Origin of the sequence: Streptomyces sp. NPDC059740, assembly GCF_042733155.1 — a bacterium.
GTDB lineage: Bacteria > Actinomycetota > Actinomycetes > Streptomycetales > Streptomycetaceae > Streptomyces.
Genome location: NZ_JBHWGP010000025.1, coordinates 48349 through 69605, shown reverse-complemented (window position 1 = coordinate 69605; position 21257 = coordinate 48349). Strand labels below are relative to the sequence as shown.

Genomic DNA, 21257 nt, shown 5'->3' with positions numbered 1-21257 from the left:
GCACCATGGCGCATCGCCCCGGGCGGGACGGTGGCCCGCATCTGGCGTCCACTCGCCCACCTCGGTCGCCTCGGCTGAGCCGCGGTTCCGTGCGCTCGCCCCCGTGCCCTCCCACTGACCGCGGGGCCTCCGCACTCCTTCGGTGCCTGCCCACCACCGCGACCGGCGAGGCCGCACACTGGCCGCCGAAGGTGCAGAGACCTCGTCCATGGTCTCACCGGGATACGGCAGGAGCGCGTGAGATGACCACCCCTCATCCGGCATCGGGGTCCTGGCGCAGGAGTTCCTACAGCCTCGAAGAAGATTCCTGCTGCGTGGAGGTCGCCGACCTGCCTTGTTCGATTGGGGTGCGCGACTCGAAGGACCACTCGGTTTTGGCACTGGCCTTTCCCCCCGCGTCCTGGTCCTCGTTCATCGCTGGGGTGAAGGGGAACGAGCGTCGCGGCTGACCCGGGTCGGACAGGTGGGCCACCGGGCCCGCTCGTCCCCAGTGGCCTCGACGGCGGACGCGCAGCGCTCCCGGCCGTGATCGGTGGGGACGTGCAGCGCTCCCGGTCGTGATCGGCGGGTCGGCGGGAAGGCCGGGGGAGGGGTGTGTGGCGGGGACCGCCGCACCCCGGGCATGGGCCGGGGGCGGGACGACGGCGGTCCCCGCGGTGGACGCGGTCCGGGTCAGGGCCGGCCGTCGCGTCCTGGGCGATCATGGGAGTCCGGGAGCCGCTCCGGAGTTCCTTCTCGCCGCACCACCGAATCTGCCGGAGGCGTGTTAAGGCCGTGCTGCGACCGCGTGACACCTGCGTGCATCTTCGGGTGCGGCCTGTTCCTGCGGGCGGGTCGGGCGGCGCGGGGTGGGCCGGCCGCCCGACGGGGCCTCACTTCGGCCGGTTGGCGAGGAAGGCGAGCAGGTCCTGCCGGCTCACGACACCCACCGGCTTGCCGGCGACCAGCACGATCGCGGCGTCGGCGCTCTCCAGGACGGCCATCAGCGCGCCGACCGCCTCGCCCGAGCCGACCTGCGGCAGCGGGGCCGACATGTGCTGCTCCAGCGGGTGCTCCAACGCCGCGCGCCCGGCGAACAGGGCGTCGAGCAGCTCGCGTTCGACCACCGACCCGACGACCTCGGCGGCCATCACGTCGGGGTGGCCGGCGCCGGGCTTGACGATCGGCATCTGCGAGACGCCGTACTCGCGCAGCACCTCGATGGCCTCACCGACCGTCTCGCCGGGGTGCATGTGGACCAGCGAGGGCAGTGTGCCCTGCTTGTAGGCCAGGACGTCGGAGACCCGGGCGTCAGGGCCGCTCTCCTCCAGGAAGCCGTAGTCCGCGAGCCACTCGTCGTTGAAGATCTTGCTGAGGTAGCCGCGGCCCCCGTCGGGCAGCAGCACCACCACCACGTCCTCGGGACCGAGCCGCTGCGCCACCTCCAGCGCGGCGACCACCGCCATGCCGCAGGAGCCGCCCACCAGCAGGCCCTCCTCCCGGGCCAGGCGGCGGGTCATCTGGAAGGCGTCCTTGTCGGAGACGGCCACGATCTCGTCGGCGACGTCCCGGTCGTAGGCGTCGGGCCAGAAGTCCTCACCCACGCCCTCGATGAGGTAGGGGCGGCCCGACCCGCCGCTGTAGACGGACCCCTCGGGGTCGGCACCCACCACCTGCACCCGGCCCTCGCTGGCCTCCTTGAGGTAGCGGCCGGTGCCGCTGATGGTGCCGCCGGTGCCGACGCCCGCGACGAAGTGCGTGATGCGGCCGTCGGTCTGCTGCCACAGCTCCGGCCCCGTCGTCTCGTAGTGCGAGCGCGGGTTGTCGGGGTTGCTGTACTGGTCGGGCTTCCAGGCCCCGGGGATCTCGCGGACCAGGCGGTCGGAGACGTTGTAGTAGGAGTCCGGGTGTTCGGGGTTGACGGCCGTGGGGCAGACCACGACCTCGGCGCCGTACGCGCGCAGCACGTTGATCTTGTCGGAGGAGACCTTGTCGGGGCAGACGAAGACGCAGCGGTAGCCCTTCTCCTGGGCCACGATCGCCAGCCCCACCCCGGTGTTCCCCGAGGTCGGCTCCACGATCGTGCCGCCGGGGCGGAGCGCGCCGGACTCCTCCGCCGCCTCGATCATCCGCACCGCGATGCGGTCCTTCACCGAGCCGCCGGGGTTGAAGTACTCCACCTTGGCCAGAACAGTGGCCGACACGCCGCGTGTGACGTGCTTCAGCCGGACGAGGGGGGTGTTTCCCACCAGGTCGATCATCGATTCGTAAAACTGCACGGTTGTCTCCGCGATAGGGGGCACGCCCGCCGTCGAGCGCCCGTCCGGCCACCCTATTGCCCGTCCCCCGCCCAGGTCCGCCGCGTTGCGACACGCCGTCTGCGGGGCAGAACGTTGACAGGAGCTCCAGCCGACTTCCGGGCGCGTCCACGGCGGCGGGGCGGGCGAGGTGGCGGGCCGTCAGCCGACAGGCCGTCGACGGCTTCGCGAGGCGCACCGGACCGGGCCACCGGGGGTGCCCTCCCCCGTCCCGTCCCCGTGCGGCGGCCCGCCACGCACGTACGGGGAGGTGCCGCCCGATGTCGACGACGCAGCGGGTGCGGACATGGACGTCCACGGGGAGAGTGGTGCGCCGGATCGTGACGGCGGCCGCCGTCGGGGGCGGCGGCGTCGGGGTGCTGGGGGCGGCCGCCGTCGGGCTGCTGTTCACCGAGATCCGGCTGGCCCGCCACAGCATCGGGGTGAGCGAGGAGGTGCCGCCCGTGGCCGACGGCCGCTACGGCCGCTTCCTCACACCGCCCGCCGACCGCGGCCCGCTGCGCCTGGCCTTCCTCGGCGACTCGACCGCCGCCGGCCAGGGCGTCCACCGGGCCGGTGAGACGCCCGGCGCCCTGGTCGCCTCCGGACTGGCGGCCGTCGCCGAGTCGCCGGTGGAGTTCCGCAACGTGGCGCTGCCGGGCGCGTGCTCGGACGACCTGGCCCGCCAGGTGGCGCTGCTGCTGGCCGACCCGGCGGGCCGGCCGGACGTGTGCGTGGTGATGATCGGCGCGAACGACGTCACCCACCGCGTGCCGCCCACCCGCTCGGTGCGGCTGCTGGCCGAGGCGGTGTGCGCGCTGCGCGAGGCGGGGTGCGAGGTGGTCGTCGGCACCTGCCCGGACCTGGGCACCATCGAGCCGGTCTGGCAGCCGCTGCGGTGGGTGGCCCGGCGGCTGTCCCGCCAGCTCGCCGCCGCGCAGACGGTGGCGGTGGTGGAGAGCGGCGGCCGGACGGTCTCCCTTGGTGCCCTGCTGGGCCCCGAGTTCGAGGCCCGTCCGCGGGAGCTGTTCGGTCCCGACAGCTACCACCCCTCGGTGGCGGGCTACGCCACGGCGGCGATGGCGGTCCTGCCCACGGTGTGCGCGGCGCTCGGCCTGTGGCCTGCCGACCGCGACCGTCCGGGTGTCCTGGCGGCGGACGGTGACGTTCCGGTCGAGCAGGTCGCGGCGGAGGCGGCGGCGGCCGACGGGACGGAGGTGGTCGGACGGCCTGCGCGGCGACGGCTCGGGCTGTCGGTACGGGCGGGGCGGCAGTCCGGCTGATCCTCCCCCGGCCGGGCCGTCCTGGGGAATCTTTCGCCGGCCCCCTTCCGCCAGGGGTAAGCGTACGCTTAGAAAGAGGTCCTCGTCACACCTCGTAAGCCGTGACCCCCGGCCTTACGGACCGGTAACTTCCCCAGGGGCCGGTCCCGGCCGGGCCGGCCACGCCCTCTCGTCCCTCTTGGAGCCGTGATGCCCGAAGCCGTGATCGTTTCCGCCGCCCGCTCCCCCATCGGCCGCGCCTTCAAGGGCTCGCTGAAGGACCTGCGCCCCGACGACCTGACCGCCGAGATCGTGCAGGCCGCCCTCGCCAAGGTCCCCGAGCTGGACCCGGCCGACATCGACGACCTGATGCTGGGCTGTGGCCTCCCGGGCGGGGAGCAGGGGCACAACCTGGGCCGGATCGTGGCCGTGCAGATGGGCATGGACCACCTGCCGGGCTGCACCGTCACCCGCTACTGCTCCTCCTCGCTCCAGACGACCCGGATGGCGCTGCACGCCATCAAGGCCGGTGAGGGCGACGTCTTCATCTCGGCCGGCGTGGAGACGGTCTCCCGCTCGGTCAACGGCACCTCCGACGGGATGCCCGGCACGCACAACCCGCTCTTCGCCGACGCCGAGGCCCGCTCCTCGGCCCGGGCCGAGCAGGAGGGCACCGACTGGCACGACCCGCGCGAGGACGACCTGCTGCCCGACCCCTACATCGCGATGGGGCAGACCGCGGAGAACCTCGCCCGCCTCAAGGGCGTCACCCGCCAGGAGATGGACGAGTTCGGCGTCCGGTCGCAGAACCTCGCCGAGAAGGCCATCGCCGACGGCTTCTGGGAGCGGGAGATCACCCCGGTGACGCTCCCCGACGGCACGGTCGTCGCCAAGGACGACGGCCCGCGCGCGGGCGTGACCATGGAGGGCGTCGCGGGACTGAAGCCCGTCTTCCGCCCCGACGGGCGCATCACGGCCGGCAACTGCTGCCCGCTCAACGACGGTGCCGCGGCGCTGGTCGTCATGTCCGACACCAAGGCCCGGGAGCTGGGCCTGACGCCGCTGGCCCGCATCGTCTCCACGGGCGTCTCCGGCCTCTCCCCCGAGATCATGGGCTACGGCCCGGTGGAGGCCAGCAAGCAGGCGCTCGCCCGCGCCGGCCTGTCGGTCGGGGACATCGACCTGGTCGAGATCAACGAGGCGTTCGCCGCCCAGGTGATCCCCTCCTACCGGGACCTGGGCATCGACCTGGACCGCCTCAACGTCAACGGCGGCGCCATCGCGGTGGGCCACCCCTTCGGCATGACCGGCGCCCGCATCACCACCACGCTCATCAACTCCCTCCAGTGGCACGACAAGCAGTTCGGGCTGGAGACCATGTGTGTGGGCGGCGGCCAGGGCATGGCGATGGTCATCGAGCGCCTGAGCTGAGCCGGCACCCGCACTCCGCACCGCCCGCACTCCCCCGGGAGTGCGGGCGTTCGCCGCACGCCCCCTCGCGCACCACTGCGACGACTGCCTCCCTCGCGCGCCGCGACCGGGCCCCAGGCCCCCGAGCGGGCACGCCGGTCCACGGCCCCAGGGCCCCGCAGCCGCGACCGCGCGGGGCACCGGGCCGCGGCCGGACGGTCCTGGGCCCTGCCCGCGCGGGGGTGTTGGGCCGGCTGCCGCGCAGGGCCGCACCCGCCGGACGCCCGGACACCACCGCACCGAGGTGACGCCTCGTCACCCTCCGCGACGGTCCGGGGGAATGGTGACCGGTGTCACTTCCGGTTCGAAATGCTGCCCGGATTGTGACCAATTCCCCGACCGGAACGTTTCTCCGCAGGTCAGAACATCCGTCTGACGGCTCTGGAAGTACTCCGACCCTGGTTTGCCACGCCTTTCGGGCTGGGCAGGGTCGCCGAGGACCGGCACGCTGGGATAGGAACTCGGGGACGTCAGCCATCGGGAGTCGAGTCTGTGAACGTGCGCAGGGACCTCAACAGCCACTCGTGTGGGCTCCACACGGGCACGGCCTCCCCACGCGTGGAGGCCGGCACATGACCGCGCTCGCCGTCACCCTGGTGATCGCGACGGTGGCCGCCCTCGCTGTGGGCGCCGTCACCGCGTACACGGCTCGGGGGCTGCGCAGGCAGATAACCGCGCTGCGCGAGGAACTGCTCACCGCCTGCGCCCACGCCGAGGCCTCCGCCGACCCCGGGGTGCCCGCCGCACGCCGGTCGGCCGAGGCCCAGGCCCCGCGGGCCGAGATCAGGGCCGCCGTCGCCGAGGCGCTGACGGCGGAGCGGGAGCGCGAGCTGGCCGAGGCACGGGCGTTCTGGGCCGCGCAGGAGGCCCGCGAGGCCGAGGACGCACCGTTCCCGCCGCACGGGCTCGCGGCGTTCGGGCCGGAGGCCACGGCCGCGTACGAGGACCCGGACGTGCTGGGCGCGCTGTTCTGCGAGGACGAGGGCGACCGTTTCGAGGGCCGGCTCTTCCTGCCACGGCAGGTCGACTTCTCGGGCCTCGAACCGCTCCACCCGCGCCCGGAGGGTGACCTCGACGCCTGGCAGAGCGGCCCCTTCGCCGAATGCACCGACTTCGGCTGGCCGCGCCTGGCCGCCGGCGAGCCGGTCCGGGGCGGGATGCCGGACCTGGGCCCCGGTGAGGCGGAGGCCGGCCGTGGGCCCGGCATCGAGGAGCCGCTGGGCGAGTCGCCGGAGCTGGCGGCGGCCCGCCGGCGCCACCCCTCCCACCCGGACTTCCAGCCGGGCCCGGCGATCAGCGACCACGAGCGGACGGTGGCCCGGCTGGAGGAGCTGGCCCAGGAGCGCACCCCGCTCACCGACGTCCGCCCCGGCCCCCTGGGCACCCTCGACGTGTACGTCTTCGCCGACGGCACGACCATCTGCATGACCCCGGGCGACCGGACCACCGCGGAGCGTGTCGCCGCGGCGCTGCGGGAGGGCGACGGTCCGGTGCTGCTGGGCGGGTCGGGCATCTCGGGCGCCTACGCGCTCACCTTCGCCTGGGGCGCCGACCACGCCGAGAACGCCTTCGTGCTGGCCGACCGCGTCATCGCCTCCGTCTGAACCGCCGCCGCCTGCCGGGCGGCGCGAGGGGCCGCGTGCCCTCGCGGTCCGGCTGCGGCTCCGGCCCGGCGAGGGCTTCGGGGGCCCGGCGGCGACGTGCGGACAGGTCCCGCTTGCCGAGCGGGCGTCTCGGGCCGCAGCACGCGGAGCGGCGCGGGCTCGCCGGCTGCGGGTCGCGCCCGTCCCGTCAGCAGCTGCGGGCCGCGCTCCGCACCAGTTCCAGCGCCTCGACGAGCGCGCCCTCCCCCTCCGGGCCCGCCCCGCGCACCGCCTCGACCAGGTCGTGACCGGCCACGGCCACCTGGTCGCCCACCGTGAAGACGCCCTCCTCGGGGAGGGTGCGCAGCGGCTGCTCGGGGCTCTCCAGGCGCTGGGCGCGCCGGGCCAGCTCCCTGGCCAGCGTCAGACCGGTCGCGGCGGCCCCGCGGTGCAGCGCGCTCTGCGGCAGCGCCCGGAGCCGCTCGGCCAGGGAGTCCACGGCCGCTTGCAGGGGTGTCGTGTCAACCACGCCGCGAGCCTATGCGCCGCTGCCAAGTGGTTGCCAACGGGCCGAGGCTGCGGCACGGTGAAATGAAGGAACAGCATCGAGTGTGCGTCCGGAGGCGCCGATGTCTCAGCCCATCTCCGAGGAGACCCATCACAACCTCATCGCCCGTGTTCCGCAGTGCACGGGCCGCGAAGTCTCCGACTGGATCCGCACCATCGACGAGGGGCCGTCCTTCTCCCGTTTCGACGAGAAGGTCAGGTGGCTGAGGGGGGAACACAACCTCTCGCACGGGCACGCCAAGGCGCTCGTGCACGAGTACGACCTCAGGAGGGCGGCACGCAGGCGCTGAGCGCCTGGGCCAGGCACCGCCCGGACGGACCGGTGGCACGGCGGTCACGGGCCTTGCACACGTACGACGAGGGCCGCGGAGAGCTTTTCGAGCTCTCCGCGGCCCTCGTCGTGGCAGACGGAGCCGGCGGGCGGCTGCACCGCAGTGGGCCGCCGCCGCCCGGCTCCCGCGATCAGTCCCTGAGGATGGAGATCAGGCGGAGCAGCTCCAGGTAGATCCACACCAGGGTCATCGTGAGGCCGAACGCGGCCAGCCAGGACTCCTCGCGCGGCGCACCGTAGGCGATGCCGTCCTCGACCTGCTTGAAGTCCAGGGCGAGGAAGAGCGCGCCGAGGACCACACCGACGACGCCGAAGAGGATGCCGGGTCCGCCGCTGCGGAAGCCGAGGCCCTCCCCGCCGCCGAACGCCATGAACAGGACGTTGACCAGGGACAGCAGCACGAAGCCCATGGCCGCGATCAGCACGAACCGCGTGAAGCGGGCCGTGACCCGCACCAGGCGCGTCTTGTAGGCGATCAGCATGGTGACGAACACCGCGATGGTGCCCATCACCGCCTGGGCCGGCGCGCCCTCGAACCCGGGGATGCCGTTGATCTGCCCGCTGAGCGCACCGAGGAAGAGGCCCTCGAAGGCGGCGTAGGCGAGGATCAGCGCGGGCGAGGGGCGGCGCTTGAAGGACTGCACGAAGCCCAGGACCATCGCGATCAGGGCGGCGCCCACGGCGAGCGGCATGCGCTCGCGCTCGGCCAGGAAGATCCAGCCGGCGACGGCGCCCACCACGACGGTGCCCAGCGTCAGGCCCGTCCGGGCGACGACGTCGTCCATCGTCATGCGCTGCGTCTGCGGCGCGTACTGCGGCGGTGCCTGGGCGGCCGTCCGGTCCTGCGGGTGGGTGGCGGTCGCCGTCTGCGCGTACGGGTTGGCTCCGGCGTAGGGGTTCGCGGCGGGGCCCCCGGCCTGCGGCGGCGCGTCGAAGCCCGCGTAGCCACCGGTGCGGCTGAACCCCCTGCGCGAGAAGACCGGGTTACTGCTCCTCATCTCACTCCTCCATGGCCGCCGTGCGCGGCCTTCCCACAACAGTAATGGTCTGGCAAAAAACTGTCGCTCGTTCTCAGGCAGGATCTTTCCCTTCCACCCCCTGCGTTCCGCCTCGGGGGTGGGGTTCACACCTGTCCCTTCCCCCGGAGGACGAACGAGGTACCCCGGAAGGTGCCCGGTGGGCCGACCTCCCGCCCACAGCTACCGGATTCCGCCCCGGCATGCCGGTATCGTCGGCCGACAAACTCGGACTTTTGCGGCAAATGGGGCGCCACTCCGGCATTCGGCGCACGCCACGGCGGGCGGCACCTCAGGCCGCCCCCGAGCGGACCCGCCCCGGGAACGCCGCACCACCGGAAGGCAGGGGCAACCGCATGCAGGCGATCAACCGACGCACCCTCACACTGGCCGGACTCGGACTGGCGGGCACCGGCCTGCTGGGCACCCGCCCCGGCGGCGGCCAGTCCGCCCGGGCCGCGACACCGCCGCGGCCGGCCCCGACGGCGACGACGACGGCCGCCGCTCCCGTGCACCGGGTGCGGCTGTCCGCCACCGTCGCCGACGTCGACCTCGGCGGCCGGACCGTACGGACCTGGGTCTACGACGGCCGGCTGCCCGGACGGGAGATCCGCCTGCCCGTCGGCAGCATCCTGGTCGCCGACATCGCCAACCACCTGCCGGAGGCCACCTCCCTGCACTGGCACGGCATCGCCACCCCCCTAGCGATGGACGGGGCTCCGCCCGTCACCCCCGCCGCCCCCGCGGGCACCTCCTTCACCCACCACTTCATGGTTCCGGACCCGGGGACGTACTGGTTCCACTCCCACGTCGGGCTCCAGCGTGACCGGGGACTGTACGCACCGCTGGTGGTGGAGGACCCCGACGAGCCGCTGGGGTACGACGAGGACTGGGTGGTCGTGCTCGACGACTGGCTGGACGGCGTCACCGGCACCCCCGAACAGGCCCTGGCCGCCATGCACGCGGGCGACCGCCCGAGACCCGAGAGCGACGCCTTCGTGCTGCGCGGCGCGAGCAGCCCGCTGCTGGGCGGCACGGCCGGCGAGGTCAAGTACCCGCACTACCTGGTGGACGGCCGGCTGCCCACCGCGCCGAGGACCTACCGGAGCAAGCCGGGGCGACGGGTGCGGCTGCGGCTGGTCAACGCCGGCGCCGACACGGCCTTCCGGGTCGCCCTGGGCGGCCACCGCCTCACGCTCACCCACACCGACGGCTTCCCGGTGGCCCACGAACAGGTCGACGCCGTCCTCCTCACCCCCGGCGAGCGCTACGACGTTCTGGTCACCCTGGAGTCCGGCGTCTTCCCGCTCGTGGCGCTCGCCGAGGGCCGCAACGGCTCCGGCATGGCGCTGGTGCGCACCGCCACCGGCACCGCCCCCGGCCCGACGGTGCGGCCGGCCGAACTGAACGGCCGGGTCCTGGCCGCCACCGCCCTCCGCGCCGCCGAGGGTGCGGCACTGGAACCCCGCCGCCCGGACGTCGTCCACCGGGTGGAGCTGACGGGCAGCTCGGTCAAGCACGACTGGGGCTTCAACGGCCACCAGTTCGACATGCACCACCCCGACGAGCACGCCTTCCACGTCCGCGCCGGGCAGCGCGTGCGGCTGGACTTCGTCAACACCACCAAGATCTGGCACCCCATCCACCTGCACGGCCACACCTACCAGATCGGCCGGTCGGGGCCGCGCAAGGACACCGTCATGGTGCTGCCCGGCCAGAAGGTGTCCTGCGCCTTCGACGCCGACAACCCGGGCCGTTGGATGCTGCACTGCCACAACCTGTACCACGAGGCCGGGATGATGAGCCTGGTCGACTACGACAGCTGAGCCGCCGGCCCTGCCGTCCGGGCCCGCCGTCCGGTGCACGCCCCGGGCGCACGGGCCCCGCCTGCCGTCACGGATGTAAGAAGCATGTGAATACGTGGGAATACCGCGAGGGATGAAGGGCACAGGAGCAGCGGAGGTTGATAACTATGGTTCCCCTGCTTCTTGTTCTGCTTCTCGCTCTGATCCTTTTCGGTGCCGGATTCGCCCTCAAGGCGCTCTGGTGGATCGCGGTGATCGTCCTGATCGTCTGGCTCATCGGATTCTTCGTCCGCCCCGCGGGTACGGGTGGCCGCCGGGGCCGGTGGTACCGATGGTGAACCGCAGACGCTGACCGACCGCGCCGAACGGGCCCTTGCACGGTGGGCCCGTTCGGCGGTCGCGTGCGTCCACCGCCGCCGGCGGGGCAGCCCCGGCAACTGCTCCGACCTGCGAAGATCACGGAAGATCACGACAGCAGTGGCGCGGTGGTGACAGGAGGCAGGAAGGGTAGGCGCCGCCACTGCCCCCTCGCTCCGGGCTGTTCGCCGCGCGCCGCCGGACGGATGCGCACCGGTCTGCGCACCCTCGCGGTGGGCCTCGTGAACGGCGGACGCGGAGTGCTGGCGAGCAGCCTCACGGCAGCGGGTCGATCACCTGCCGGAATTCCGGCAATTCCCGCCCGCCCCTTCCCGCGACGCCCGGTTCACGCCCCTTTTCTCCCCTCTTCCCGTCCCGGCGGAACGCCCGGCGCGAGACCCGGGGGTCTTTTTGCGTGCCCGGTTTCCGTCTTCACGCGGTCGTTTCGAGGTCCAGCAGGAAGTGCTTGGCGTCGACGCCCCCGGCGTACTGGCCGACGGACCCGTCGGACCGCACCACCCGGTGGCAGGGGACCACCAGCGGCAGCGGGTTGGTGGCGCACGCCGTGCCCACCGCCCGGACCGCCCGGGGCCGGCCGGAGGCGGCGGCGATCTGCGCGTAGCTGGCGGTGGCGCCGTAACCGATCCCGGGCAGCCGGGTGAGTGCCTCCCGGCGGAACCCCTTGGCCAGACGCCAGTCCAACGGCACGTCGAAGGTCCTGCGCCGGCCCGCGAAGTACTCCTCCAGTTCCCGGCACACCGCGTCCAGCCGCGCGGGGGCTTCCAGGATGCGGGGACTGACCGCCTCGGCCAGGTTCCGCAGCACGGCCTCGTGGTCCTGCACGGTGAACGCGACCCTGACCAGACCCGCCTCGGTGGCGGCGAGCAGCAGGGTGCCGACGGGGCTGTCCAGGGTGCGGTAGGCGACGTCCAGGACGCCTTCGCGGTCGGCCGCCTCGGCCAGGCGGGATCGCAGACGGGCCATGGAGGCCTCGTCGTCCCGGGTGAGTCCTGCGGGCAGTCGCCTGCCGTCGGGGGTGGTCGAACGGGTCATCGCGGGGCCCTTCCCCTCTCTTCGGTGTCTGCCGGATAGGTGGCGCGCAGGTTTCTGAGGCCGTCGGCCGCGGCTCTTCGGGCCGCGGCCGGGGTGCCCCCGATGATCGCGGCCACGTCCTTGTAGGGAAGCCCTGCCAGGTAGTGGTAGGCCACGGTGAGGCGCTGCCGCTCGGGCAGGTCCCGCAGCGCACGCCAGAGGTCGGGGTCCCAGTCCTCCGGACGGCCGGCGGTGGCGGGCCTCTCGGGCACCTCGGCGACCGGCGCGGCCCGGCGGGCGGCGGCCCGGACCACGTCCAGCGCCTTGCGGTGGGCGATGGTCACCAGCCACGCCTGGAGGTTCGCGTCGTCCGCGAGCGCCGGGTAGGCCCGGAGCGCGGCGAGGAACGTCTCCGACCAGGCGTCCTCCGCGTCGTGCGGGCCCACCACGGCCCGCACCACCCGGTGGACCATCGGGCCGTGGGTGCTCACGAGGTGTTCGAAGGGAGGCTTGCTCACACCCTGCAAACGCCGGGGCGGGCCGGAACGTGAGGTGTGCGGCACGGAAAAATCCCGGACAGCCCTCGCGGTGCCCTCAGAAGAGGCGCCCCACGCTGGGCGCGGCCGGTTCCTCCAGGTCCAGCAGGTACCTCTTGCGGTGCAGGCCGCCGGCGTATCCCCGCAGGGCGCCGTCGCCGGCCACCACCCGGTGGCAGGGGACGATGACGGAGACCGGGTTGCGGGCGTTGGCCGCCCCGACCGCCTGGGCCGCCCCCGGCTCCCCCAGCATGCGGGCCAGCTCCCCGTAGGAACGCGTCTCGCCGTAGGGAATGGTCCGCAGCAGGTCCCAGACCCTGCGCTGGAACGGCTCCCCCACCGGGGCCAGCGGAAGGGCGAACTCCCGGCGCGTCCCCGCGAAGTACTCCGCGATCTGCTCCCTGACCTCCTCGAACCCCTCGTCGGTGCGCTCCCCGAAGGTCTCCTGAGGGGGCCGCCGCTTGTGCCCCTCGAAGTAGAGGCCCACCAGCGCGTCCGCCTCGGCCACCGCGGTGAGCGGGCCGAGGGGCGAGGTGATGAGCGTGTGCTTCCTCATGGCCTGTTCCTTCCCAGGCGACGAGTGCGTCGCCCACACCGGGTGGACGCGGCGGGGCGCCGGAATGTGAGGTCCTCCCGCCTGGCGCGCACCGGGGGCGGACGGTGGGGTGGTGCGGAGCCCGTCCACCGCCGGGGATGTTCCCGTCCACCGACGGTACCGGCCGCGCACTGTTCCCGTGCCGCCTGAGCCGGCCGGCCCGGCCGGTGGTCCGTCGGCGGATGAGCCGGCTGCTCAGTACTGCGGCAGCGTGATCGCCTCCATACCCGCCCCCGTATCGTCCCCAACTCGGCCGGTGGATCATAGAGTTGACGCACGACTCGACGCGACCGGGTTCCGGGGGTGCGCTTGACAGATGAGGGCTCCACCCGAGAGGGTTGCCGCTTCCCCGTCACCGGGGCCCCGGCACGCGCACGGCGCGAGGGTGAAGCGCCGCAGTGGAATGGGTGGTTCCGGATTCTGCCGGTGACGGCTCGGTGCTGGTGCCCGGAGCCGGACTTGAACCGGCACGGCCCGAAGGCCAGCGAGGTTTAAGCTCGCCGTGTCTGCATTCCACCACCCGGGCCCTGAGGCCACGACCTCCCTCACAGGGACAGCACGAGCCTAGCCTTCGGTCCAACTCGCACTCCGGCCCGAAGACAACAACGTTGTCTTATTTTATTGAGTCCTGACGCTGCGTCAGGCGGCGGGGCTCCCTCGCAGCACACGGCCTGCGTAGGCTTCTGCACCTCTCGCACACAAACGTGTTTCCGTGCGGTACCGCTGAAAAGTGGCCCATTCTCGATGCCTGCGCAGCCCGCCCTCCGCCCCTCTTCCCCAGGGCGTCAACCCCCTTGCCGCCCGAGCCCGCCCACCACGTCTTCCCCCTTCAGCCGGCCCGGCGGCCACGGTCACTGCCCGCCCGCCCTCAGGGGCGCGGAACCGCTCGCCTCAGGGGTGGGTCATACCAGGGGATGACCGCGCGGGGGTGCCGCTACGACCACGGGCTGTCCCGAGGACGGCCGCACGGGGTGACGTTCGGCGCCCCCGTCGGGCCCACCATGGAGAGACAGGCGCTCCGGCCTCGTCGCCGGACGCCCCCGCACATCCGTACCCCGTAGCAGGGCAGACGCGCGGAGACCGGCTCACACCGGCCGCCCCGCCCTGCCGCACCGACAGGAGAGACACCAGTGACCACCTCCACCCACGGCATCCGCAGCCCCGAGCGCACCGGCGCGGTGGCCGCCCGCGCCACGGGCCTCAGCAAGGTCTACGGACAGGGCGAGACGAGGGTGGTCGCCCTGGACGGTGTCGACGTCGCCTTCCGGCAGGGGGAGTTCACGGCGATCATGGGCCCCTCGGGGTCCGGCAAGTCCACCCTGATGCACTGCATGGCCGGCCTGGACTCCTTCTCCGGCGGCTCGGTCTGCATCGGCGAGGTGGAGCTGTCGGGGCTGAAGGACAAGAAGCTGACCCGGCTGCGGCGCGACCGGATCGGCTTCGTCTTCCAGGCGTTCAACCTGCTGCCGACGCTCACGGCCCTGGAGAACATCACGCTGCCGATGGACATAGCCGGCCGCAGGCCCGACACCGAGTGGCTGCACCAGGTCGTCGAGACGGTGGGGCTCTCCGGCCGCCTCAAGCACCGCCCGGGACAGCTCTCCGGCGGACAGCAGCAGCGGGTCGCGGTGGCACGGGCCCTGGCCTCCCGTCCGGAGATCATCTTCGCGGACGAGCCCACCGGCAACCTCGACTCCCGCTCGGGCGCGGAGGTCCTGGGCTTCCTGCGCAACTCCGTGCGGGAACTGGGGCAGACCGTGGTCATGGTCACCCACGACCCCACCGCGGCCTCCTACGCGGACCGCGTGGTCTTCCTCGCCGACGGCCGGATCGTCGACGACATGGCCGACCCCACGCCGGAGTCGGTGCTTGAGCGGATGGCGCGCTTCGACACCAAGCGCCGCACCAACTGACCTTCGGCGCGCGGCCCGCCCCCGAGGCCCCTGCGGCACGACCGGCCCGTCCCGGGTGCCCGGGGACACCGCCTCACCGCCTCACCGCCTCTGCCGCACCTCGCTGTGCCCGGGCCCCGTCAGGCGCCGCGCCGCGCAGCACCTCCCGCCGCCTCGCCGGCCTCCTCCCCCACGCCCCGGACCGCCCGGCCCGAGCAGAGCGTGGGCCTACCCAGGACCCGCCATGTTCAAGACCGCTCTTCGCAACGTGTTCGCCCACAAGGCGCGGCTGCTGATGACCGTCCTCGCCGTGCTGCTCGGCGTGGCGTTCGTCTCCGGCACCTTGGTGTTCACCGACACCCTCTCCCAGGCCTACCGCAACAGCAGCATGCAGGGGTTCCAGCACGTCGACGTGGCGCTGGAGCCCTCCTCCGACACCTACGCGCACGCCCGGCCGGGGGAGGACCCGCGGCTGCCGCAGCACCTGCTGAAGGACGTCGCCCGGATACCCGGGGTCGCCTCCGTCACCGGCGAGGTCTCCGGCTTCACCGCCGTCGCCGACAAGCACGGCAAGCTGGTCGGCAGCGGCTTCAGCACTCACGGCGGCAACTACTACGCCGGCGCCGACGGCACCGACCCCCGCTACCCGATGCGCTCGGGCCGCGCTCCCCGCGGCCCCGGCGAGGTGGCGCTGGACAGCAGGACGGCGGCACAGGCCGGGTACCACGTCGGTGACCGCGTCCGGCTCTCGGTCGACGGCCCGGTGCGCACCGAGACCCTCAGCGGCGTCTTCCACACCGAGGACGGCGCCGTGGGCGCGGGGGGCACGCTGGCCCTGTTCGACGACGCGACCGCCCAGAAGCTGTTCGCCGCGCCCGGCCAGTACGACCGGCTGGATGTCACGGCGGCCCACGGGACCAGCCAGGACCAGCTGCGCTCGCGGTTGGAGAAGGCGCTCCCGAAGCACACGGCCGACCTGACCACCGGCAGCGAGCTGGCCGAGGAGCAGGCCTCCGACGTCGAGAGGTCCATGGCCACGCTCCGCACCAACCTGCTGGTCTTCGCCGGCATCGCGCTGTTCGTCGGCATCTTCCTCATCGCCAACACCTTCACCATGCTGGTCTCCCAGCGCACCCGGGAACTGGCCCTGCTGCGCGCGGTCGGTGCGGCCCGCCGCCAGGTGACCCGCTCGGTGCTGATCGAGGCCACGCTGGTGGGCCTGATCGCCTCGGTGGCGGGGCTCGCCGCGGGTGTCGGTGTGGGCGCCGGGCTGCGTTCGCTGGTCGCGCGTTTCGGTGCGGCCGGGTCGGTGCCGGACGGGCCGCTCGTCGTCACCCTGCAGCCGGTCCTGGTGTCGCTGGTGGTCGGCGTCGGCATCACCGTGCTCGCCGCCTGGCTGCCGGCGCGGCGTGCCGCACGCATCCCCCCGGTGGCCGCCATGAGCAGCGTGCACGCGACCGCCACCACGAAGTCGCTGGTGGTGCGGAACTGTATCGGCGCGGTGCTGACGGCCGCCGGTGCCGCCACCGTGGTGGCCGCCTCCGGCATGGGCGACCACGCCCAGCTGCCGATGAGCGCCGGTGCGGGCCTCCTCATGATCGGCGTCTTCGTCCTCACCCCCCTGCTCTCCCGCCCGCTCATCGCCCTGGCCTCCCCGGTGCTGCGGCTCTTCGGCGTCGCCGGCCGGCTCGCGCGGCGCAACGCCGTCCGCAACCCGCGGCGCACGGCGGCGACGGCCTCCGCCCTGATGGTCGGCATGACGCTGATCACCGGACTGACGGTGCTGGCGGGGAGCGCGCAGCAGGCCGTGAGCCGGATGGCGACCGAGTCGCTGCGGGCGGACTACGTGGTCAGCATGGTCAGCCACCTCTCGCTCTCCCCCGAGGTCGCCGCGAGCCTGGCCAAGGACCCGCACGTCACCGCGGTGAGCCCGCTGCGCAACGCCCCGGCCCAGCTGGCCTCCGGCAAGGGCCCGGCCCGGCGTGACGACGAGCCGATCTACCTGACGGGCGTCGAGGGCCGCGCCATGGACCGGCTGACCGACCTCGACTTCCGGTCGGGCTCCTTCCGGGGGCTGACGGCGCCGGCGCAGGGGGGAGCCTCCGGGGTGGTGGTGGACACCGCCACGGCCAAGGAGCACGGCTGGCACCAGGGCTCGGTCTTCCGCGTGACCTACGAGGACGGCCGGTCGGACAGCCTGCGGATCACCGGCCTCTACCGCAGCAGTGACATGATCCGCGGCGTGCTGCTGGACGACTCGGTGCTGGCGACCCACCAGAAGGGCGCGACCGACATGCAGGTCCTGGTCCGCACGGCGGGCGGCGCCTCGCAGACCACCAAGGACGCCCTGGAGAAGCGGCTCGGCGACAACCCGGCCGTCGCCGTGCAGGACAAGCAGGACCTTGCCGAGACCGTCGCGGGGGACGTCAACCTGATGCTGAACATGCTCTACGGCCTGTTGGGCATGGCGGTGGTCGTGGCGGTGCTGGGCGTGGTGAACACCCTGGCCATGTCGGTCTTCGAGCGCTCGCAGGAGATCGGCATGCTGCGGGCCGTCGGCCTGGAGCAGCGGGGGGTGCGACGCATGGTGCGCCTGGAGTCGCTGGTGATCTCGCTGTTCGGCGGGGTCCTCGGGATCGGCCTCGGCGTGTTCTTCGGCTGGGCCGCCGGCGAGGCGGTGAGCGACAGCATCACCACCTACGTCACGGTGCTGCCCTGGGGACGGATCGCCGTCTTCCTGGCCCTGGCGGCCGTGGTGGGCGTGCTCGCCGCCCTCTGGCCGGCCCGCCGGGCCACCCGGCTGAACATGCTGGCGGCGATCCGGGCCGAGTGAGAAGGCAGCCGGACGGCACGGCGGCGGGGGTGGAGCGTGCTCCACCCCCGCCGCCGTTCGCGGACGGGCCCGTCGGCCGAGCCGGTTCGGTGCCGTTCTCGGGACGGGTGCCTCAGCCCTGCCAGACCCGGGTGCGCAGGGGGACGCCGGACCGGCCGGAGTCGGGGGTCCGTACGGCGAGCACCTGGTTGACGCCGATGCGGTTCCGCTCGAAGGACACCGCGGAGGCCGCCATGTACAGGCGCCACACCCGCGCCCGGCCCGGGGAGGTGAGCCGTACCGCCTCGTCCCAGTGCCGCTCCAGGTTCGCCACCCAGGCCCGCAGGGTCAGGGCGTAGTGCTCGCGGATGGCCTCCACGTCGCGGGCCTCGAAGCCGGCCTCCTCCAGCTGGGCGACGGTGCGGCCCACCGGCGCCAGCTCGCCGTCGGGGAAGACGTACCGGTCGATGAACTCGTCGACCTGGTAGGCCTCCTCGTCCAGCAGCGGGCGGCGGCCGATCTGGTGGTTGAGGAGCCTGCCGCCCGGCACCAGCAGCGCGTGGAGGTCGGCGGCGTACTCGGCGTAGCGCTTACGTCCGACGTGCTCGGCCATGCCGATGGAGGAGATCGCGTCGTAGGGGCCGTCCTTGACCTCGCGGTAGTCCTGGACGCGGATCTCCACCTGGTCGGTCAGGCCCGCGTCGGCGACCCGCTTGCGGGCGTAGGCGGCCTGTTCCTCGGAGAGGGTGATGCCGACGGCCCGGACCCCGTACTCCCGTGCCGCGTGCAGCACCATCGAGCCCCAGCCGCAGCCGACGTCCAGCAGGCGCTGGCCCTCGCGCAGGTCCAGCTTGCGGCAGATCAGGTCGAGCTTGTCGCGCTGGGCCTCCTCCAGGGTGGCGTCGGCGGTGGGCCAGTAGGCGCAGGAGTAGACCATCGACGGGCCCAGCACCAGCTCGTAGAAGCGGTTGCCGACGTCGTAGTGGTGGCTGATGGCCTCCTTGTCCCGGCGGAGGGTGTGCAGCGGGCCGTGGCGCCGGGTGACCTCCTCCGCGGGCGGCGCAGGTGGTATCGGCAGTCCCGCCAGGCGCAGCATCTCCTTGGCGGCCCCCCGCAGTTCGGGGCGGGAGAGGGACCGGACCGCGGCCAGGGCCTTGGACACCCGGCCGGCCGGCGCGTCCGGGTCCTCGCCGCGTTCCCAGACCAGCGAGGCCATGGTGTCCAGCGCCTGGAAGAGGTCGCCCTCGATGTCGAGGTCGCCGGCGACCCAGGCCCGGGCCAGACCGAGCTCGCCCGGCTTGAACAGCAGGCGGCGCAGGGCCCGGCGGTTGCGGATGACGAGGGCGGGGGCGTCCGGGGGCCCGGCCACGCTGTGGTCCCAAGCTCTGACGCGGATCGGGAGCGGGGCCCCCAGAACCTCTTCAGCGATCTTGGTGATCCGCGCAGCGGCGCCGGCCATGTCGCACACCCTTCGTCGTCCGGAAGGACCCATACACGGGGCCAGTCATACAAACGCCGACCGAGAACCTTCCCCTTCCCTTCCGCGGTTAAGGAAAGAGCAAAAACGTGTAGACGCCACTCAATTGGCGGAGGGGTTGCGCCGGGACGGCCCTGCGGCAGCATCCGGTGGGCCGCCCGCGTCGGAAAAAGCCGAAGAGGCGCCCGCCCCACGGATGGCGGACGCCTCTTCGGCTTCAGGGTGTGCGGCGAGCCCGTGCCCGGCGGCACGCGACCCGCTTCCCGCCGCCCGGGCGGCCCCGGCGGTCCGGGGCCGTTCGGCGGGCGGGCCGGCCGGGCTCAGGAAGCCTTGGCCTTGGCCTTCTCGTTGTCCTGCGCGGCCTTCTTCTTGTCGGCCTCGTCGGCGGCGGCGGTCGGCGGCGCCGGGGCGGGCTTGGCGGCCTCGTAGAACTCCTCGCGCGGACGCTCCATGGCCCCGAGCGAGACGATCTCCCGCTTGAGGAACATCGACAGGGTCCAGTCGGCGAAGACGCGGATCTTGCGGTTGAAGGTGGGCATCGCCATGCCGTGGTACGCGCGGTGCATGTACCAGGCGAGCCGGCCCTTGAGCTTGATCTTGGTCTTGCCCAGGACGATCATCGCGACGCCCTTGTGCAGACCGAGGCCGGCCACCGCGCCCTTGTTGGCGTGGCTGTACTCCTTCTGCGGGAAGCCCCGCATGCCGGAGACCACGTTGTCGCCGAGGACCTTGGCCTGGCGCAGCGCGTGCTGGGCGTTCGGCGGGCACCAGGCGTTCTCGTTGCCCGCCTTGCGGCCGACGAGGTCCGGCACCTGGGCGTTGTCGCCGGCGGCCCAGACGTAGTCGGTGCCCTGCACCTGGAGGTTGGCCGCGGTGTCGACGTGGCCACGGGGGCCGAGCGGCAGACCGAAGCGGGACAGCACCGGGTTCGGCTTGACGCCGGCGGTCCACACGATGGTGTCGGAGTCGACCTCCAGGCCGTTGTTCAGCTTGACGTGACCGTCCACGCAGCTGTCCATGCCGGTCTTGAGGTAGACCTCGACGCCGCGGCCCTCGAGGTGCTCCTTGCCGTAGGCGCCGAGCTTCGGGCCCACCTCGGGGAGGATCTTGTCGGCGACGTCGACGAGGAGGAAGCGCATGTCCTCGCGCTTGACGTTGGTGTAGTACTTGGCCGCGTCGCGGGCCATGTCCTCGACCTCGCCGACGGTCTCCGCACCGGCGAAGCCACCACCGACGAAGACGAAGGTCAGCGCCTTGCGGCGGACGTCCTCGTCCGTCGTCGAGTCGGCCTTGTCGAGCTGCTCCAGCACGTGGTTGCGCAGGCCGATCGCCTCCTCGACACCCTTCATGCCGATGCCGTTCTCGGCGAGGCCGGGGATCGGGAAGGTGCGGGAGACCGCGCCCATCGCGATGACCAGGTAGTCAAAGGGCAGCTCGTACGCCTCGCCGACCAGCGGCGCGACGGTGGCGACCTTGCGGTCCTGGTCGATGGTGGTCACGCGGCCGGTGAGGACCTCCGCCTTGGGCAGCACACGACGCAGCGGAACCACGACGTGGCGCGGGGAGATACTGCCGGCAGCAGCTTCGGGGAGGAAGGGCTGGTACGTCATGTACGAGCGCGGGTCGACGACCGTGACGGTCGCCTCGCCGTACCGCATCTTCTTGAGGATGCGGCGTGCCGCGTACAGGCCTACGTACCCACCGCCTACTACGAGGATCCTGGGACGCTCCGTGGTGCTCATGCCATCGAGTATCCACCCCCGACCGGGGGGTACCTCGTGAGCCCCTTCACAAGAAACTGCTCCCCCTCTGCTACACTGCGCCGCCACCGTGACCGACGCCATAGCGCGCCCGGGGAACCAGACTCCGTCCGTACGCGTTGATCACGCCTCTGATCAGGGATTGCGCCGCGCGGCCCGCATCCGGCCCCGCCCCTTCACCCCGACCCGCGCTCCGCCCCGAACCTCTCCGCCACCCCCCGGAAACGTTCGCGACGGCCCGTGGAGAGCCCCCTGCGGCCACTCGGTTGACGTTGGACCGCCGATTTCATGTGAAGCTTTTCACGAAGTTTCTCGGCGGCTCCCGCGAAGGGGCGCGCCGCACCCCCGTGAGCGCCCCGGAAACCCGCTCAGGCTGCAAGCTCCCACTCACAGGTGAGCGCTCAAAGCGCCCGTCCCCAGCAGGGTTTGACGCCCCGCCCGGGGTCCGGCCGACCGTCGCGGGCAACGTGACGCACCCGCGCCCCA

17 protein-coding genes and 1 tRNA gene are annotated in these 21257 nt (G+C 73.0%); 9 read left to right on the top strand and 9 right to left on the bottom strand.

From position 1 onward, the window contains the following. Positions 1-5 precede the first annotated feature (5 nt). Complete coding sequence (locus ACFV3R_RS24340; protein WP_385586922.1) at positions 6-449, top strand: DUF397 domain-containing protein; 444 nt, start codon at positions 6-8, stop codon at positions 447-449. Positions 450-872: 423 nt separating this feature from the next. On the opposite strand, the gene ACFV3R_RS24335 is transcribed toward ACFV3R_RS24340, so the two are convergent. Then, positions 873-2258, bottom strand: coding sequence for a cystathionine beta-synthase (locus tag ACFV3R_RS24335; RefSeq protein ID WP_385586919.1), 1386 nt, complete (start codon positions 2256-2258; stop codon positions 873-875). A 299-nt stretch (positions 2259-2557) separates the two neighbouring features. Between ACFV3R_RS24335 and ACFV3R_RS24330 the strand changes: the two genes are divergently transcribed. The 3 genes from ACFV3R_RS24330 (at position 2558) to ACFV3R_RS24320 (ending at position 6612) form a co-directional block, all read left to right on the top strand. After that, the gene (locus ACFV3R_RS24330; RefSeq protein ID WP_385586916.1) at positions 2558-3559 is read left to right on the top strand and encodes an SGNH/GDSL hydrolase family protein; all 1002 of its coding nucleotides are present in this window, start codon (positions 2558-2560) and stop codon (positions 3557-3559) included. A 189-nt stretch (positions 3560-3748) separates the two neighbouring features. Next, positions 3749-4969: an acetyl-CoA C-acetyltransferase gene (locus ACFV3R_RS24325; protein WP_385586913.1), complete on the top strand. Its 1221-nt coding sequence runs from the start codon at positions 3749-3751 to the stop codon at positions 4967-4969. A gap of 611 nt (positions 4970-5580) precedes the next feature. Further along, entirely contained in the window at positions 5581-6612 is a 1032-nt protein-coding gene (locus tag ACFV3R_RS24320; protein WP_385586910.1) for a hypothetical protein, read from the top strand. A 187-nt stretch (positions 6613-6799) separates the two neighbouring features. On the opposite strand, the gene ACFV3R_RS24315 is transcribed toward ACFV3R_RS24320, so the two are convergent. Further along, positions 6800-7120 (bottom strand): hypothetical protein, encoded by a 321-nt coding sequence (locus tag ACFV3R_RS24315; RefSeq protein ID WP_385586907.1) that lies wholly within the window; start codon positions 7118-7120, stop codon positions 6800-6802. A 100-nt stretch (positions 7121-7220) separates the two neighbouring features. Here ACFV3R_RS24315 and ACFV3R_RS24310 point away from each other — a divergent pair, with 100 nt between their 5' ends. After that, the gene (locus ACFV3R_RS24310) at positions 7221-7448 is read left to right on the top strand and encodes a DUF4287 domain-containing protein (protein WP_385586904.1); all 228 of its coding nucleotides are present in this window, start codon (positions 7221-7223) and stop codon (positions 7446-7448) included. A 172-nt stretch (positions 7449-7620) separates the two neighbouring features. Here ACFV3R_RS24310 and ACFV3R_RS24305 read toward each other — a convergent pair whose 3' ends face one another. Continuing rightward, positions 7621-8487 (bottom strand): Bax inhibitor-1/YccA family protein, encoded by an 867-nt coding sequence (locus tag ACFV3R_RS24305; protein WP_385586901.1) that lies wholly within the window; start codon positions 8485-8487, stop codon positions 7621-7623. A gap of 374 nt (positions 8488-8861) precedes the next feature. Between ACFV3R_RS24305 and ACFV3R_RS24300 the strand changes: the two genes are divergently transcribed. After that, on the top strand, positions 8862-10331 hold the full coding sequence (locus ACFV3R_RS24300; RefSeq protein ID WP_385586899.1) for a multicopper oxidase family protein: 1470 nt from the start codon (positions 8862-8864) through the stop codon (positions 10329-10331). A gap of 146 nt (positions 10332-10477) precedes the next feature. After that, on the top strand, positions 10478-10648 hold the full coding sequence (locus ACFV3R_RS24295) for a hydrophobic protein (RefSeq protein ID WP_385586896.1): 171 nt from the start codon (positions 10478-10480) through the stop codon (positions 10646-10648). A 451-nt stretch (positions 10649-11099) separates the two neighbouring features. Here the strand turns inward: ACFV3R_RS24295 and ACFV3R_RS24290 are convergent, their stop codons facing one another. The 4 genes from ACFV3R_RS24290 to ACFV3R_RS24275 all read right to left on the bottom strand — a co-directional run bounded on the left by ACFV3R_RS24290 (position 11100) and on the right by ACFV3R_RS24275 (position 13356). Continuing rightward, positions 11100-11720, bottom strand: coding sequence for a methylated-DNA--[protein]-cysteine S-methyltransferase (locus ACFV3R_RS24290; protein WP_385586893.1), 621 nt, complete (start codon positions 11718-11720; stop codon positions 11100-11102). After that, complete coding sequence (locus tag ACFV3R_RS24285; protein ID WP_385586890.1) at positions 11717-12190, bottom strand: RNA polymerase sigma factor; 474 nt, start codon at positions 12188-12190, stop codon at positions 11717-11719. The genes ACFV3R_RS24290 and ACFV3R_RS24285 overlap by 4 nt, the downstream gene beginning before the upstream one ends. A gap of 103 nt (positions 12191-12293) precedes the next feature. After that, positions 12294-12791 (bottom strand): methylated-DNA--[protein]-cysteine S-methyltransferase, encoded by a 498-nt coding sequence (locus ACFV3R_RS24280; RefSeq protein WP_385586887.1) that lies wholly within the window; start codon positions 12789-12791, stop codon positions 12294-12296. Positions 12792-13271: 480 nt separating this feature from the next. Further along, positions 13272-13356: transfer RNA gene (locus tag ACFV3R_RS24275), tRNA-Leu, on the bottom strand. Between the two features lie 604 nt (positions 13357-13960). On the opposite strand from ACFV3R_RS24275, the gene ACFV3R_RS24270 reads away from it, so the two are divergent. Together ACFV3R_RS24270 and ACFV3R_RS24265 are read left to right on the top strand one after the other, a co-directional pair. Then, positions 13961-14743, top strand: coding sequence for an ABC transporter ATP-binding protein (locus ACFV3R_RS24270; protein WP_385586884.1), 783 nt, complete (start codon positions 13961-13963; stop codon positions 14741-14743). A 223-nt stretch (positions 14744-14966) separates the two neighbouring features. Beyond that, positions 14967-17555, top strand: coding sequence for an ABC transporter permease (locus ACFV3R_RS24265; protein ID WP_385586881.1), 2589 nt, complete (start codon positions 14967-14969; stop codon positions 17553-17555). Positions 17556-17667: 112 nt separating this feature from the next. Here the strand turns inward: ACFV3R_RS24265 and ACFV3R_RS24260 are convergent, their stop codons facing one another. Together ACFV3R_RS24260 and ACFV3R_RS24255 are read right to left on the bottom strand one after the other, a co-directional pair. Continuing rightward, on the bottom strand, positions 17668-18993 hold the full coding sequence (locus ACFV3R_RS24260; protein WP_385586878.1) for a class I SAM-dependent methyltransferase: 1326 nt from the start codon (positions 18991-18993) through the stop codon (positions 17668-17670). Between the two features lie 338 nt (positions 18994-19331). After that, on the bottom strand, positions 19332-20753 hold the full coding sequence (locus tag ACFV3R_RS24255; protein WP_385586875.1) for an NAD(P)/FAD-dependent oxidoreductase: 1422 nt from the start codon (positions 20751-20753) through the stop codon (positions 19332-19334). Positions 20754-21257: the final 504 nt, after the last annotated feature.

Excerpts from the sequence above, each read along its gene's own strand:
- ACFV3R_RS24340 (WP_385586922.1), top strand. The coding sequence starts at position 6 with ATGGCGCATCGCCCCGGGCGGGACGGTGGCCCGCATCTGGCGTCCACT.
- ACFV3R_RS24290 (WP_385586893.1), bottom strand. The coding sequence starts at position 11,720 with ATGACCCGTTCGACCACCCCCGACGGCAGGCGACTGCCCGCAGGACTC.
- ACFV3R_RS24330 (WP_385586916.1), top strand. The coding sequence starts at position 2,558 with ATGTCGACGACGCAGCGGGTGCGGACATGGACGTCCACGGGGAGAGTG.
- ACFV3R_RS24325 (WP_385586913.1), top strand. The coding sequence starts at position 3,749 with ATGCCCGAAGCCGTGATCGTTTCCGCCGCCCGCTCCCCCATCGGCCGC.
- ACFV3R_RS24310 (WP_385586904.1), top strand. The coding sequence starts at position 7,221 with ATGTCTCAGCCCATCTCCGAGGAGACCCATCACAACCTCATCGCCCGT.
- ACFV3R_RS24260 (WP_385586878.1), bottom strand. The coding sequence starts at position 18,993 with ATGGCCGGCGCCGCTGCGCGGATCACCAAGATCGCTGAAGAGGTTCTG.
- ACFV3R_RS24300 (WP_385586899.1), top strand. The coding sequence starts at position 8,862 with ATGCAGGCGATCAACCGACGCACCCTCACACTGGCCGGACTCGGACTG.
- ACFV3R_RS24280 (WP_385586887.1), bottom strand. The coding sequence starts at position 12,791 with ATGAGGAAGCACACGCTCATCACCTCGCCCCTCGGCCCGCTCACCGCG.
- ACFV3R_RS24265 (WP_385586881.1), top strand. The coding sequence starts at position 14,967 with ATGTTCAAGACCGCTCTTCGCAACGTGTTCGCCCACAAGGCGCGGCTG.
- ACFV3R_RS24255 (WP_385586875.1), bottom strand. The coding sequence starts at position 20,753 with ATGAGCACCACGGAGCGTCCCAGGATCCTCGTAGTAGGCGGTGGGTAC.
- ACFV3R_RS24305 (WP_385586901.1), bottom strand. The coding sequence starts at position 8,487 with ATGAGGAGCAGTAACCCGGTCTTCTCGCGCAGGGGGTTCAGCCGCACC.
- ACFV3R_RS24295 (WP_385586896.1), top strand. The coding sequence starts at position 10,478 with ATGGTTCCCCTGCTTCTTGTTCTGCTTCTCGCTCTGATCCTTTTCGGT.
- ACFV3R_RS24320 (WP_385586910.1), top strand. The coding sequence starts at position 5,581 with ATGACCGCGCTCGCCGTCACCCTGGTGATCGCGACGGTGGCCGCCCTC.